This is a genomic window from Roseimarinus sediminis, from assembly GCF_050433125.1.
In the GTDB taxonomy this organism is placed as follows: domain Bacteria; phylum Bacteroidota; class Bacteroidia; order Bacteroidales; family Prolixibacteraceae; genus Roseimarinus; species Roseimarinus sediminis.
The window spans coordinates 169,603-185,635 of sequence record NZ_JBNPXV010000002.1 but is presented as its reverse complement, the minus strand read 5'-3'; the positions used below and the strand labels follow the sequence as shown (position 1 = coordinate 185,635).

The window sequence follows — 16,033 nt, the reverse complement described above, 5'->3', positions numbered from 1 at the left end:
AAACAATTGACGGATAGCATTCAAACTTCCGTCATTGTTCTTTATTAGCGCACTTCCCTAAACAAAACAGGTAAAAGAAGGACCATCAGGAGATAGCCCTTCTTTTAATTTAATCAATAGCTGCTATGGTATTTTTCAATACGGCTTTAATGTAGGCCGGATTGTGAACACCCAAACTGCGATCTTCTTCAATACCTATATAATTATAATAGGCACCTGCGAGATCAACATCATATTTTCCGGGAACAACGTGTCCTTCATTGTCAAGAACGCCTTTTGCTTTAAGAATGTCGGCCAGGTCTTCGAGCAAACCGGCCACTTCAGTTTGAACACCATTGATGTCCATCGTGGTAGCATCGCTGTGACAGGCAGTACACGAAGCAACAGTGGCTGCAAAAGTATGTCCTCCACCATCGTTGGTCGATTCGCCCATGTGACATGAAACACAGGCACCGCTTCCGGCGTGAGCCGACGATCCTTCAGCAGGATAGCTGGCCGAACCATTTACTTCATAGGCACCAATACCCTGAAGATAAGTTGCCTGTGGTCCGTGGTGTGGTCCCCAGTGTGTACTGGTAATACGGAATTCACCATTTTCATCTCCTGTTGGGCCTTCACGTCGTGGCTGGTGGCAAGAAGCGCAAAGGTTGCTCGATTTGCCAAAATCAACGGTTTTATCAGCAAACATGGCTAATTTTACCGGTTCTCCACCTCTGATTGCATAATCCACTTCATCTTCATCGCTGAAGGTACTGTGAGTGTCATGACAGGTTTCACAATCGATACGTGTTGGAATTGGAATGTTGGCTGCTGTGGTATCACGTCCGGTATGCTGGGTTTCAACATAACCTTCGTGTGAATGGCATGCAGCACAGCCATTACGCCCACCGGCATATCCTACATTCGCACCGGCAGCATGGCCCGACAAATCGTACTCTGCTGTCTTTAGGTTTTCATTGGCAATGTTGTGACATTCTTCACAAGTGTCATTTCCATTTTCACCTGCAGGTCCTTCACATCCGGTAAATAATACCAATGCAAAAATCGCTAAGAAGCTTGATAACGTTACAATAGATCTTTTCATATTCTGATACAGTTTTACATGTTTCTTATGGGCTTAAAGATATTTCAAAATGCACAGGTGCAATCGAAAACAGCATAAATGTATGACAGTCATCCGATTGATTGTTTTTCGACTTTTGAAACATATTTATCAATCTCGCTATTGATATATATCAATAATAATTTTACTTTTATTTGTCGCTTTTAATTTATTTATTTGGCACACTTTAAAAAAGGGGAAATACATAGTATGTTAAACGAGAACACTAATACTTGCCAGCTGTGCACAAGGGGTTGGAAGAACTTTAAAAACCTTAGCACCGAAGAACTGGAGAAAGTCAATAGTCAACGTTTTGAAGCACATTTTAAAGCAGGGGAGATTGTTTTCAAACAAGGTTCACCATGTTCCAATATTATATTTATAGTATCAGGTACCGGCAAAATATTTCTCGAAGGCTTTGACGGCAAGAGAGTAATATTGAATTTTGTACAGGCTGGCAGAATGATTGTTGGCCCCGGGCTTTACATCGATAACCGCCACAATTATTCGCTTTCGGCACTTACCGACCTTCGGGTTTGCTTTGTCGATGCCAACATTGTCAAGGAGCTGGTGGTCACTAATCCTAAATTTGCCGAGGGGTATCTCCTTGAAGTCTCAAAAAAGGCACGTAAGGCCCATGAACGCTTATTCAACCTTACCCAAAAAAAGATGCACGGCCGACTGGCTGATGGCTTGTTATTCCTGGCCGATGAGCTGTTTCATTCCGATAACTTCGATTGCATTATGACGCGACAGGAATTGGGAGAATTTACCAACATGAGCAAGGAAAGCGTCGTAAGAATATTGAATAAATTCGACAGTGAGAAGATTTTAAAAGTAAATCATACCATGATTGAGATTCTCGATAAAAAGCGACTGGAACAAATTTCCTACTCGGGTTAAAAATTACAAGGCCTGTTGCTTCGTCAATTTTTCAATTCAATTTTTCTTATACCTTTGGTGCGAAATCACGAGCTGTCGGAAATCAGATGTGTTCATTACTTGACAGCCAGGCAGTATGACAGCTCTTGTTTCATGCATTAAGCAACATATATTAATATGCTGCTTTTATTGCATTATGCAAGCACATTGTCTTACTTTTAAAACCAATTACCGATGAAGCAACTGCTAAAAGCACTGTCCTCTCCTATTCTAATGACTTTTCTTCTGGTATTACTGATTGTTGTTCTGGCCATGGCCACTTTTATTGAAAATGATTTTGGAACAGAGGTAGCCCGAATGAGGGTTTACAATACTTTATGGTTTGAAATCATTCTGGCACTGTTGGGAATCAACCTTACTGCCCGTTCATTCAGTCTTAAACTATACAAAGCAAGAAAATTCTCGATGTTTCTTTTTCACATTGCCTTTGTTATTATGATTATTGGGGCCGGTGTTACCCGCTACATTGGTTATGAAGGCAGCATGCACATTCGTGAAGGTGAAAGTTCATCGACCCTTATTTTGCAAGGGAATGAATTAAGTGCTTCGATCATCGTTGACGGAACCAGAACTACCCAAAAGGCTGATTTTGCAGCCGGAAAGGACCAACATTTTTCTGAAAACCTTGCCATTGGAGATCAGCAGCTAACGGTCAATCTAAGTGAGTATTATCCACAAGCTGTTCAAAAAGCCATTCCGTCAGAAAAGGGTAGTCCGCTGGTTGGCTTTGTACTGGCAGGTGAAGGCTACCGCGGACTTGACTATATGGCTTCGGGAACTTCCAAACAAATGGGTCGTTTAAGCATTGCTTTCAATACCGACAGTAAGGCCGATATCACCATCGAAACAGTAGGCGACTCGCTTGTTTTCCACTCCGAACATACCGTATTTGTAAGTGCCATGGGTGGGGCTTCGCAAAGTGAGATTGCCACCGGAACCATTTCCTTTCAAACCGGAAAACTATACAAAATAAACGGATATAATTTTGTGTTACAGGAATACCTGCCCAAGGGCCAGCTGGTTGCAGCACCCACTGCCATGCAGGGTCACCGCAGAGGAATGCAGGCACTTGTTTTCGATGTGAATTATAAGGGAGCCAGCGAACAGCTTATTTTATGGGAAAATCAATGGAACCGGCCACAACAGGCAAGACTGGAACTCGATGGTGCGACCCTGGAACTGAGCTATGGATATAAAACCATGCAGCTTCCGTTTGAACTCCACCTCGACGATTTTGTAATTGACCGTTATCCCGGATCGATGAGTCCCTCATCGTTCTCAAGTTACGTTCAACTTATTGAAGCCGACGGGCAAGCTCAACCTTACCATATCTACATGAATAACATACTTAAGTACGGAGGCTACCGCTTTTTCCAGTCGTCGTACGATCAGGACGAAAAAGGAACGATACTGTCAGTCAATCACGATCAGTGGGGTACCGGTATTACTTATCTGAGCTACTTCTTACTGATAGTGGGTATCCTGTGGTCGATGGTGAACAGTGCCAGTTTCTTCCGAAATACCAAACTTCGCGACAAAAGCCTTGCGCTGATCCTGCTTTTATCAGTATTTTCATTTACACAGGCAGGTGCTGCCGAAACCACTCCGGCACAAAGCATGGTCGAAAGTCAGCAAAACGAGCGCGCTTCGGACTTTGTTCCTGTTGACAAGCAGCATGCCGAAAAATTTGGAACATTGTTGATTCAAAATAATAGCGGGCGTACCGAACCCATTTTCACTTATTCCTCTGAATTACTGCGGAAAATAGCACGAAAGGAAAAAATGATGGGACTTACCCCAGTTCAATTATTCATGGAAATGAACATGAATCCTGAATACTGGCTGAGTCAACCCATCATAAGGGTTAAGAACGACGAACTGGAGCATTTCTTAAGCATTCACAGCGACTATGTTGCCTACAGCGACCTGGTTACTCCTCAGGGTGGATATAAACTACAACAGCTTACCCAAACGGTATTTGCCAAACCTCCGGTTGAACGTGATAAATTCGACAAGGCAGTGATCAAAACCGATGAGAAGGTGAATATCTGCTTTGGAATTTTTGCAGGGAATTACCTTCGCATACTGCCGGTTCCCGGGGCAGCCGACAGCACCCGCTGGTATCCGCCATCCGAAGCACGTTTACTGGCTGTAAACGCGGAAGATTCACTGTTTCTGAGCAACATTGTTTCGGTGTATTTCGACGAAGTTCAAAAGGCAAAGACCACCGGCGATTATACTGTTGCCAATGAATACCTCGACGGACTGATTCGCTTCCAGGAAGCCAATGCAGGTTATGAGCTGCCATCTGATTTCAAAACAGAGGTTGAAATCATGTATTACAAATACAATCCTTTTCAGAAGCTCTTTCCCTTTTATGCAACAGCAGGTCTGATTTTTCTTATTCTTCTGCTCGTATTTATCATCATTGGGAAGGAGCTTCCCAAGTTGGTCAGCCGTTCATTTTATTGGATCATGCTGCTGGCTTTTGCCTTCCATACCTTTGGAATCATTGCCCGATGGTACGTTTCGGGGCATGCGCCCATGAGCAACGGTTACGAATCGATGATTTTCATCTCGTGGGTGACTATTCTGGCAGGTTTTCTGTTTAACAGCCGCTCGCCATTTGTTCTCACTGCTACGGCTGTTCTTGCCGGCTTAACCCTGATGGTGGCCAACCTGAGTTTTATGGATCCTCAAATTACCAATCTGGTACCCGTACTTCAGTCGTACTGGCTCACCATTCACGTTTCGGTAATCACGGCCAGCTATGGCTTTCTGGGACTTGGCGCTCTTCTGGGGATTATCAACCTGATATTGTTTATTTTCAAAAACAAGGAAAACCAGCAGCGAATTAGCTCAACCATCGAAAACCTGACCATCATTAACCACAAAAGTCTCATTGCAGGACTTTATCTGTTAACCATCGGTACTTTTCTGGGCGCTGTTTGGGCCAACGAATCATGGGGACGCTACTGGGGCTGGGATCCCAAAGAAACCTGGGCGCTGATTTCAGTCCTCGTTTACACCATTGTGACACACGCCCGCTTAATCCCCGGCCTTAAAGGAATTTTTGTATTCAATGTACTGGCGCTTTATGGTTTTGCTTCGATATTGATGACCTATTTCGGAGTAAATTACTACCTCTCAGGATTGCACTCCTATGCAGGTGGCGATCCGGTACCAGTTCCTGTTTTTGTTTATTACACCATATCGACAGTTTTATTACTCACCCTGGCAGCTGCGTGGCGACATCAGAAATTTATTGAAAAAACGAAGGCAAAATAAGCTACTTCACCAAGAATATACCTGTGATACAAAGTGTTCGCAGGTATATTCTTTTTAATTCGGAAGAATTGCTTAACATTGTATTATGCGGTGACGCCCGTGTCATCGTCTAACTAACTAAACCGGTTAACAATGAAAAAAGCAATTCTTTATGTTTTATTCATCACCATTATTTCCTGTACGATGAAAGAAGAACTACAGGTTTCGAAAAATGAAGCCTTTGTACCTTACACTCCACCAGTTGCCTACGATACAGCAATAGAAAGAGGGGATGCTATCGTAGCCAAAATGACCATCGATGAAAAAATCGACATGATCGGCGGTCACAATTTTTTCTTTGTTCATGAAGTTGAAAGTGCAGGTCTGCCAAGGCTGTACCTTTCGGATGCCACCCAGGGGGTGCACCTCAGAAAAGACCTTGACGATCAGCTCGAGCGATCGGTGGCCATGCCCTGCCCCATTATGCTCACTTCGACCTGGAACCGCCAACTGGCGCACGATTTTGCCCGCAGCATTGGCGAAGAATGTCGCGCCGGCGAAATTGCTGTTCTGCTTGGGCCCGGAATGAACCACTATCGCCTGGCTCAAAACGGTCGTAATTTTGAATACTTTGGCGAGGATCCCTATCTGGCAGCACGCCTGATCGAAAATTACATAAGGGGTGTACAAAGCACCGGAACCATTGCAACATTAAAGCACTTTATTGCCAACAACACCGATTACCGACGACGTACATCCAACTCCATTGTGTCGGAAAGGGCACTGCACGAGCTGTATCTTCCGGCCTTTAAAGCCGGAGTTGATGCAGGAGCCATGGCCGTAATGACCGCTTACAACCAGCTCAACGGCGAATGGTGTGGCCAGAGCAAATACGCAATTACCGACTTGCTCCGCAAGGAGCTGGGCTTTAAGTGGCTGGTGATGTCCGACTGGTGGTCGGTATGGGATCCTGAGAAGGCAATCAAGTCGGGACTCGATCTCGACATGCCCGGCGAAGGCGTTGAAGGATGGCCCATGTTTGATCAGTTTGGAGATTCGTTCCTTCGCTCGAATGCAAAGCGCTTACTCGATGAAGGCAAGGTAGCCGAAAGCGATATCGACCGCATGGTACGCAACATCATTGCCACCGAGCTGGCCATGGAACTCGACCAAAGGCCGGTAAAAGATGAAAGCTTTCTGGCTAAATTTGAACAACACGAACAGATCGCGCTGCAAACTGCACGCGAAGGCATTGTTCTGCTGAAAAACGAAAACAAGCTGCTTCCACTTAACAACCCTGAATTGAAAATACTGGCCACCGGCCGCATCATGACACTGCGCATGAGTGGTGGCGGTTCGGCCGATGTTGAAGGCTACAACTGGGTGACCATGCTCGACGCGCTGAAAGCACGCTTTGGCGAACAGCTTAGCTACGTTGAAGCCCCCACCGAAGAACAAATTGAAGCAGCCGATGTGGTACTTTGTGCTACCGGAACCTTCGACAGCGAAGGCTGGGACAAACCATTCGACCTCCCGGAAGAAGAGAACGACCGGATACAGAATATCCTGTTATCGAACAACAAAGTGGTCATGCTCGTTAATTCGGGAAGCGGAATCAACATGAGCCCATGGAACGATCAGGCAGCGGCCATTATCTACAGCTGGTATCCCGGACAAAACGGCAACCAGGCACTGGCCGAAATCATTGCAGGCGATTTTAGTCCTTCGGGAAAGCTCCCCATCACCATTGAGAAGGATTTCAAAGATTCACCCGGACATCCTTATATCCCCGAAGATGAAATACTCTACACCGGCTGGGACATCGACTCCGACATGTCGTTACCTGTATACGACATTCATTATAACGAAGGAGTATTTACCGGTTATCGCTGGTACGAAGCCCGTGACATCGAACCACACTATCATTTCGGGCATGGTTTATCATACACCAGCTTTGAATACGACCAGCTCAAACTTTCGACCCCCGAGCTGAAAAAGGGAGAAAAACTGAAAATTCATTTCACCCTTGAAAATACCGGTGAAACCGAAGGTGCCGAAATTGTGCAGCTATACATCCACGATCACAAGGCAAGTGTTGAACGTCCTGAAAAAGAATTGAAAAACTTCATTAAGGTGCATCTGAAGCCCGGTGAAAAAAGACTGGTTGAATTGGAAATTGACGAAAGCCAACTTTCGTTTTACGATGAAGACGAACACCAATGGAAGGCAGAAGCCGGTAAATTTGATGTGCTGATCGGATCGGCTTCAAATAATATTCTGCTTGAAAAAACCTTTACCTTGAAATAAGAAGGAACAAAACAAACAAGGGGCTGCTTTTTAAAAAGTGGCCCTTTTGTATTTAATGCAAGAGCAGAATACGCTGGCTGCCAACAGCCGTTTGAAGCAGATACACTCCATTGGGCAGCTCATCCATCGAAAATTTTCCCTGCATAGCATCCACCTCAATGGTTTTCACCAATTCCCCCATCACATTGAAAATTGCAATTTTACCTTCGAAGTCCTGCCGATCGAAGTATACGGCTCCGCGGGTAGGATTGGGATAAAAGGTCATTGTAGCCGTCTGGTTGATTACTTCACGGCCAACCATCAGTCCGACATTCACCGTTGTCCAGTTTTCCCCAAAGTGGTTGTCCAGTGCTGAATTGACCAGCTCGATCCCTTCTTCCTTATTAAGCGCAGGCCACGGAGCCAAAGGCAGGTAGTTGAGCTGATCGGCCACAATTCCTCCCGGGCTTTCGAGTCGAATTCGCTCCCCTTCGTTGGCCAGCCGCCCGCTTTCCCACTGAAAAACACGGGCCGTCTTTTCCAACCAGAAGGACGACGAGGCATCATCACTCAAATAAAGCGAACGCCCCGGCTCAAGTATCGTACCCTCAGGAAAAGTGAAAGTAACACCCCGGGTAAAACGAAAGCCTGAAAGATCAATGTCTACTTCTCCCGGGTTGGTAAGGCTGACTAACTCAATATTGCCGGCTGTTAAAACCGGATCGTAAAGCAGGGATGAAATCACAGGCATTCCAGCCATTACTTTCCAGTTTCCATTGGCCCCAATATTTCCATCGGTACCGGCATCTCTTGCCGGCGAAACAGCTGCCAGCTGAAAATCAAACACATTGGGAGCGACAAAGAGCGGATTGGTCAATAAATTGTTTTTATCTGCCGGCAAGGCATCATTATCCGAAAGCGAATAAGTGATATCGACAAACGAATGCTGGTCGGCCAGCCAGCTTTGATCGTAGGAGTTCGACAATATGGAATTCGTCACCACTGCATTGCCACCTGCATCGCCCGGGTTTTTCTCGAAAGCGGCAATGGCTGTACCCGTTGCATAAAAGGTGCACCGATCAATGACAACGTGACTTGAATCCTTGATGGCAACGCCAAGATTGCAGTTGACAAACACCGAGGAATTAATGTGAGCGGTCGACTGCTGTCCAAGCGATATGCCCTTGTCGGTAATGTTGTAGGCCAGCACATTTTCGATTCGTATATTCTTGCACTGTTCCCCAATATCGATGGCATCGCTGTTGAAACCATGAAAGTCACGGATCATGCTGTTGCGGATTACACCGTCGGTCACATCATCGTAGTCGATGGCATCGGTGTCTGGCATTTTATTTCCTACGAACTCACAGCCATCGATCAAAGCTTTTCCGTATTTCACATTGATCAAATCGCCGGTAATGGCCGAATGGAGTTTGCTGTTAATAAGCCGGATATCGGAATAGCGGGCCATGATCGGGTTGGCATGCACCTTTTCGATGGTCAGCCCGTCGATGTACACAAGCGAATTGAAGGCAGCAATGGCAGCACATTCCTTTAAGGGATGCTGGCCTTTCGATGCATTTTCAATAATCAGCCTGTTCAATCTTGAAGTGTCGGCATTTACAAAATTCAGAAAGCCCCATCGTTGAAGCTCACTTGCAGGATCGCTCATCAGGACCACCGGCGCTCCTTCTTCTCCTATAACATCCATTGCCCCGTTGATGGTAATTGCTACCCCGTCGGAAAAATGCAGCTCAACACCGGCCTCAACAATCAGTTTTCCTCCGGGTGCAATCCACACATCGGCCGGCACCTTGTAAGGTGAACAGGATTGGCTGAGCACCAACTCCTGATCGATGGTATCGGGTACCAGGCAGCTTCCATCACTTTCAAAAAGTGCAAAGAGGTGCTTTTCCTCCTGATGAGAAAAAGAAAACGACCGATCACTTTCCACAATTGCTTCGCTGCGCACGATGGCACTCAGGCTCAAATCGAAGCTGATATCACTGCTGCTGCCTCCGGCCTGGTGAACCTCAACTGCCAATACATTGGTCCCTTCGATCAAGGCATCGCTTCCCGAATGATACAGGGTAAATTCATCTTCACTGCTTCCGCCAATGGCTACAAGTGCTCTTGTATCAGCATCGACTGCTCCCTCAGGCATGTTTTTACGCATCAGTTCTTTGCCGTTAAGGTACACCACGGCCCCGTCGTCGCACTTTAGCTGTATTTGCAGCCCGGTAAGGTTTTCACTTTCTGCCTGAAAGGTTTTACGGAACCAGGTGGTGATGTATTTATTACGGGAATCGCCGCCGTATGCAACTTCAGTATTCTCATCGTCGTCGCCATAGCCCAGTTCTGCCTGGCCCTGCGACCAGTTGCTGTCGTCGAAATCCGGATCGGCCCAGTTGCTGGCAGGCAAAGTCCCATGGTCGTAATATTTCCATGTCGATTCGGCTTCGATGAAGGAAAGCATGCTTCCCCCGGCCCAGCCTTTAAAACGATAGCCGGCCTGCGCTTTGGCTTCAAGTTCAATGAGTTCATTGCCAGGATAGGCACCTGCAACGGTGCTTGTTAAAACATGCAATCCATTGAAACTTAGCTGGCCTGCATTGGCAGGAATGCTTGTTAATGAAAGGGGAATGGCCTGTTCGAAACCATACGTTTCGAGGTCGGCAAGCAAAACCGGGGGCCTTACTCCGGCAAACGATTTCAGGGCTTCAAGCTGTTCAGTCCAGTAGTCAGTCGATGGCAGGGCATCGCCATAATTCGAGGTGGTCCCTTCCCATCGGGTGATGTGCCGGGGAATTTCATTTTCAATGTTTTTTTTGAAGCGATCCACTTCACTCTTTACCCTTTCGGGAGCAAAGGTTGTTAACAGATGATCGGACAGCCGGCGTCCAAAATACTTCCGGTATCCTTCGTTTTGCAGCAGGTAGTTAAATGGCGTAACATTTCTTTCGGCGTAATAGTCAATTTTGTTCTCGGTGGGCTTGAAAAAACCACGGTCGAGGTCCATCAGTATCCATTTCCATTTCCCACCTTCGCGGGGTTTCCATGCCATTACATTGTGATCGACCGAGGTGTTACGTACATATATTTCGGTGATGATGAAATCGGTGAAATTCTCAATGTCCATCTGCTCAGCCACTGCATCGTAATTTGCCTGTACCGATAAATCGTTGTGGTACAAATCCTCGAAAGCAGCATAGGCATCAATGCTGCCTTCCTCGACATACTCCTCGTATTCAATCATGTCGACCGGTGTGTCGCCCAGCTGATGATTCTCAACAACAAAGTCTTTGTCGACCTTCGAACGGATGTTGTGAATGCCCAGGTACTCGCCGTTGACATACACCACACAAGGCCTGAAGCCCTGGTAGTCGACTTCCATGTTCATCGCAGTAAGCGACTGGGCCAGGCCGTCGCGGAAGAGCGTGTACGACCAGTCGCTGCCCGAAGCCCTCAAAGCAAATGAATCAAAGGCGGTTCGCTCACGGTCGAAAAACAGTGGAAAATCAAGTTTTCCCTTTCCATAGGCTTTTCTGAAATAAATGCCCAGCATTTTCTGTGGAAGCTGCCACGAATACAGGCCATTCACCTTCGTACCTGCTTTTTCATTGAAGGCCGCCCGATCGCTGCCATCATTTTCAAAAAATTCGATATTAAGCGGTACTTCCCACTCCGGTTTGAAATCCTGAACGTAAATCCCTTTTTCGGGGTGCCAGAAATTATCGGGGTCGCTGACCAGCGATACAACAGGAAGTTCTCCCATCGAATCGTCAGTGTCGATGAAATAAGTATGCGTAATGATTTCACCCGGAACTTCGTTTTCTCTGAAAATACGCGCACGCAGTACGGTCGTACTGCTGATTTCGATGGGCTGAGTATAAAGTGCTGATTGTTCTGTAGGCTCACTTCCGTTGGTAGTATAACGAATGCTGCCGCCAAAGGTATTCGACAGGCGAACAAGCTGTTTCTGATGATAGATGGCTCCCGGAGGAGAAAACTGAGGCCGGTTCAGCACCAAACCCTCAAAATTGGGACTGATATTGGGAGCTCCCGGAGTTGGTGCAATGAAATATCCCCATTGTTCAGCCCCATCGGGGATACGTCCCATCGAAACATCCGATTCCTGAGGGCCAAAGCTGATTGAATCAATGATCGTTCCCGTGGGTGAAAAAAGCGCCAGCTCCTCACCTGCGGCCGATAATTTGTAGGAAGTATGCAGGCCCTGACTCATTCCATCGGCCCAAATGAGCAGAAATTCACCTGCCCTGATGGTAGTATTGACCGGAATGATCCATTTTAATGAATCACTGACTTTGTCGCTTAAACGGTATCCTCCCAGATCTACATCGACTGTTCCGGCATTGTAGAGTTCTATCCAGTCGGAGCTTTCGTTGTAATCGGGATCGCTCACAGCACCATTGTTGGCCGCCATGAATTCATTGATTACCAGGCTTCCGCCCCGGGCAAAACCCAGACAGAATAAGCTTAAAAGTACAAAAAAGAGGTATTTCAACATGCCAACAAAGATAGTTATTCCTTGCATTCTCTATTTACAGCTGGAAATGAACCCGAAACTGAAAAGCGCCCCAAAGGAAGCAACTAAGGAATAACAAACTTCTCGACCGACAGTTTTCCATCACCGGTCATGGTTAACAAATAAACCCCTTTCGACAGATAATGAACATTGAGTTGAATATGATACAAACCTTCTCCTTGCTTTTGTACCTTTTCAGTCTTGTGCAGCTCACCCGAAAGGCTCAGAATTTCAAATTCCACCACACCTGCCTTGTCCAGTTGATAAGTAACGTTCAGCAAGCTGTCTGCCTTATCGAGTATAAGAGATTGAATATCGAAAATGAAGGGTTTTTCAAGTGCCTTCGAAACCGAACGGGTAATGTCGGGTGAACCAGCTTCGAGCCAGGCCGTGTACCACAAGGAAGCAAAGGCATGCGAGGCCGATGCAAACAGGTCGATGGTCATTTCGTTGGTATATTCCCACAAAGCGTTACGGTAGGCAGTAGACTTTGTATCTGAACTGACCGTTTTGGCATAATCGTCGGCATTCAGAATCGAATCGAGCAAGGGATAATTAGGGTACATGTATGAAAAAATAAACTCCTGAATATCTTCTGCCTTAAGCACTTCTTCCCCACCGGGAACAAGCTGATCAACAAAATGGTTGACCATGTCGGACTCATAACGCGAATGAATGCCCGTGTTCCCTGTGAACTGCCCGTTGTAATTGCGCGTAAGATGCAGGGGCATGTGTCCGTCGGCTACATAATGGCTTAAGTCGGCGGCAAAAAGCAGGGCTTTTTCATAATCACGACGCTGAAGGGTCGAAACCAAAGAATCGTAGCTGGCCATGGTAGCCCAGGGCAAGGTTCCCTGGTCTTTTACGAAGCGCTCGCCATAGCGCGCCACCAAAGTGTCGTATTCGGGCGAAATAAAGCCATTCTGCTTGTACTCGTCATAATTGTCGATGTCGATGTAATGCTTGATTCCTTCACTATCATCCCAAGACTTTCGACGGTCGGGGTCACCCGAGTGACTTGCCACCCCATCGATCCAGACAGCAAAATTCCCCATCGGCTCATTGAATGAATTGAGCGAATTCCTGACAATTTTGTCATGGCCGGTATATCCCCAACTGCCGGCCAGAAACCATAAGGCCATGACAGCGGTGGCAAATAATATATTTCTTCTCAAAGTTTAAAGTTTTCCTGTTTTACAAGCAGCAAATGAAAGCATTTCCTGCTTAAATAGAAATGATAAGACACATCAAAAGGGCTTTTTGTTTAATCTTTAACATATTCTATTCATTTTTTACATTTTTCAGCAACAAAACATACAAACGAAGGGTTATTTTCTAACTTTGGGGTGTTACCAATTTAAATATTCATGCTACGATGACCGTTTCACGATTTGGAATATCTATAGAACAGGAATTGCTGGAAGCGCTTGACGAGTTTGTTAAAGAAAACCAGTTTGCCAACCGTTCACAAGCCATTCGACATCTGATCAACAAAAATCTGGTTGAACACAAGTGGCAGTGCAACAATCAGGTCGCCGGCAGCATCAATATTTTTTACGATCCACACAAAAGGGAAGTTTTAAATCAGCTTACTTCAATTTATGATCTTTTTTTTGATGAAATTCTTTCGGTGCAGCGTTTCATGCTTGAACAAAACAAGTGCCTCGAAATCATCGCTGTAAAAGGGATCGCTAAACGGCTCACTTCGTTAAGTGACCAACTGATCAGCCTGAAGGGAATTCAGCATGGAAAACTGTCGATGACCCGGGCCCATTAATTATCTTTTCAATATTAGTTACCTGAAAAATTCAAATATGAACAACAAGATAGGCAACACCGTACAACAAAAACTAACACAGCTCGAAGACTGGTTCAGTCAGCGCGAGGGTTCGATTGTCGCCTTTTCGGGCGGTATTGACTCCAGTCTGGTACTGTATCTGGCCCGAAAATTTCAGGGCAGGGAAAAAGCCATCGGCGTCATCTCAAATTCCGAAAGTCTGAAGACGAGCGATTATGAACTGGCACAGGCTTTCTGCCGTGATTTCGATATTCAACTCGAAGTGATAAAAACCAACGAGCTGGAGGATGAACGTTACAATCAGAATCCGGTGAACCGCTGCTTTTTCTGCAAGGAACACCTGTTTCACGATTTAAGCGCCCTGACTGATCAATATCCCGGCTTTGACGTATTGAGCGGCACCAACTTCGACGACCTGGGCGATTACCGGCCGGGCATCGATGCTGCACGGCAATTCAGCGTGCTGTCCCCCATGGTCGATTGCAAGGTCAGCAAGGGTGAATTGCGTGAAATGGCGCGCTACTTTGGCCTTCCCAACTGGGACAAACCGGCCAGTCCGTGCCTGAGTTCCCGCATTCCCTACAATCAATCGGTTACCCGCGAAAAACTGCGACAAATAGAGCAGGCCGAAGAAATCCTGAACGGCTACGGCTTTTCCGACGTAAGAGTAAGGCACTACGGCGACTACGGAAAGATCGAAGTAAAGAAAGAAGATCTGGTACGATTACAACCTGTCAGCGATGAGATCAGCGAAAAAATCATTTCGCTTGGATTTAAAAGCTGTGTAATTGATGAGGAAGGGCTCGTTTCGGGCAAACTCAACCGAGTCATCCAATCGAAATAAAAACTGCATTTTAAAACAAGACCACCATGAGAATACTGTATTACGACTGCTTCGCAGGCATCAGCGGCGACATGAATCTGGGAGCAATGATTGACCTGGGCGTTGATGCTGCCTATCTGAAAAACGAACTTGAAAAATTAAATATTGAAGGTTTTCATATCGAAATTGAAAAAGACCTTCGACGCGGCATTTCGGGCACCAAAGCCACGGTTGTGATTGAAAATCCCGACAATGAAAAGCACCGCCATCTGCGTCATGTCGAAGAAATAGTAAACGGCAGCAGCCTGAGTGAAAAAGTGAAAAGCATGGCCTTGTCCATCTTCCGGAAAATTGCAGAAGCCGAAGCGCGCGTTCACAACATCGACGTACAGAAAGTCCATTTTCATGAAGTGGGCGCCCTCGACTCCATTGCCGACATTGTTGGAGCCGCCATCTGTCTCGATGCCCTTAAAATCGACAAAGTACTTTCATCGCCGGTTCAACTGGGCGGAGGTACCGTAAAATGTGCCCACGGCATCATGCCCGTTCCGGCACCGGCCACTGCCCTGATTCTTGAAAACATCCCTGTAAAAACCGGGCTGGTCAATCACGAAGCCACCACCCCAACCGGAGCAGCCATCCTGGCAGCCACCGTCGATGAATTTACCGAAAATATCAATTTCCACATCACCCAAACAGCCTATGGCATTGGTCAGCGCGATGTTTCGGAGGTGCCCAACATCCTCCGGCTTTATCTTTCGGAAACCAACGATGCATCCGACAGCGTGCTCAGTGAATCAGCCACCGTACTCGAATGTAACATCGACGACATGAACCCCGAGCGCTACAGCGATCTTTTCGACCGCCTTTTCACAGCCGGTGCTGCCGACGTTTGGGTAAGCCCTATCATCATGAAGAAATCGCGTCCGGCCAATCAGCTTTCGGTACTGACAAGCCCAACTGAAAGTTCAAAACTGAAAAGCATCATTTTTGAACACAGCACTTCGCTGGGTATTCGCGAGTATCCTGTTCAAAAGCATTTGTTGCCGCGTGAAAGCCAAACAGTGACCACCCGTTTTGGTGATGTTGCTGTCAAGGTGAGCTACTACAGGGGCCAGGCGATTCATGCCAAAGCTGAATTTGAGCAATGCCGTCAATTGGCGCTCGAGCATGATACCACCATCGATCGGATCGAAAAAGAAGTACTTAAACAACTGAAAAATAACGATTAATCATCCACTCGCTTTTGCCTGCTGCGCTTGTGCACAT

9 protein-coding genes are annotated in these 16,033 nt (G+C 46.4%); 6 read left to right on the top strand and 3 right to left on the bottom strand.

Features of this window, described 5'->3' with window-relative positions:
- Positions 1 to 109 precede the first annotated feature (109 nt).
- A complete protein-coding gene (locus tag FHS86_RS03745) occupies positions 110 to 1,084 on the bottom strand; it encodes a hypothetical protein (protein ID WP_429411289.1) in 975 nt (324 codons plus the stop codon).
- A gap of 228 nt (positions 1,085 to 1,312) precedes the next feature.
- On the opposite strand from FHS86_RS03745, the gene FHS86_RS03740 reads away from it, so the two are divergent.
- The 3 genes from FHS86_RS03740 to FHS86_RS03730 all read left to right on the top strand — a co-directional run bounded on the left by FHS86_RS03740 (position 1,313) and on the right by FHS86_RS03730 (position 7,618).
- Entirely contained in the window at positions 1,313 to 2,005 is a 693-nt protein-coding gene (locus FHS86_RS03740) for a Crp/Fnr family transcriptional regulator (protein WP_429411287.1), read from the top strand.
- Between the two features lie 213 nt (positions 2,006 to 2,218).
- Entirely contained in the window at positions 2,219 to 5,332 is a 3,114-nt protein-coding gene (gene ccsB / locus FHS86_RS03735) for a c-type cytochrome biogenesis protein CcsB (RefSeq protein ID WP_429411285.1), read from the top strand.
- A 132-nt stretch (positions 5,333 to 5,464) separates the two neighbouring features.
- Positions 5,465 to 7,618 carry a beta-glucosidase gene (locus FHS86_RS03730; RefSeq protein WP_429411283.1) on the top strand — a complete coding sequence of 718 codons (2,154 nt, stop codon included), beginning with the start codon at positions 5,465 to 5,467 and terminating at the stop codon, positions 7,616 to 7,618.
- Between the two features lie 52 nt (positions 7,619 to 7,670).
- On the opposite strand, the gene FHS86_RS03725 is transcribed toward FHS86_RS03730, so the two are convergent.
- Both FHS86_RS03725 and FHS86_RS03720 read right to left on the bottom strand, forming a co-directional pair.
- Positions 7,671 to 12,152 (bottom strand): CotH kinase family protein, encoded by a 4,482-nt coding sequence (locus FHS86_RS03725; protein ID WP_429411281.1) that lies wholly within the window; start codon positions 12,150 to 12,152, stop codon positions 7,671 to 7,673.
- A 56-nt stretch (positions 12,153 to 12,208) separates the two neighbouring features.
- A complete protein-coding gene (locus FHS86_RS03720) occupies positions 12,209 to 13,318 on the bottom strand; it encodes a T9SS type A sorting domain-containing protein (RefSeq protein WP_429411279.1) in 1,110 nt (369 codons plus the stop codon).
- Positions 13,319 to 13,518: 200 nt separating this feature from the next.
- Here FHS86_RS03720 and nikR point away from each other — a divergent pair, with 200 nt between their 5' ends.
- The 3 genes from nikR to larC are packed head-to-tail and all read left to right on the top strand — an operon-like array spanning position 13,519 to position 15,996.
- On the top strand, positions 13,519 to 13,920 hold the full coding sequence (nikR, locus tag FHS86_RS03715) for a nickel-responsive transcriptional regulator NikR (protein ID WP_429411276.1): 402 nt from the start codon (positions 13,519 to 13,521) through the stop codon (positions 13,918 to 13,920).
- A 37-nt stretch (positions 13,921 to 13,957) separates the two neighbouring features.
- A complete protein-coding gene (larE, locus tag FHS86_RS03710) occupies positions 13,958 to 14,785 on the top strand; it encodes an ATP-dependent sacrificial sulfur transferase LarE (RefSeq protein WP_429411274.1) in 828 nt (275 codons plus the stop codon).
- A gap of 26 nt (positions 14,786 to 14,811) precedes the next feature.
- Complete coding sequence (gene larC / locus FHS86_RS03705; RefSeq protein WP_429411272.1) at positions 14,812 to 15,996, top strand: nickel pincer cofactor biosynthesis protein LarC; 1,185 nt, start codon at positions 14,812 to 14,814, stop codon at positions 15,994 to 15,996.
- The last annotated feature ends 37 nt before the right edge of the window (positions 15,997 to 16,033 follow it).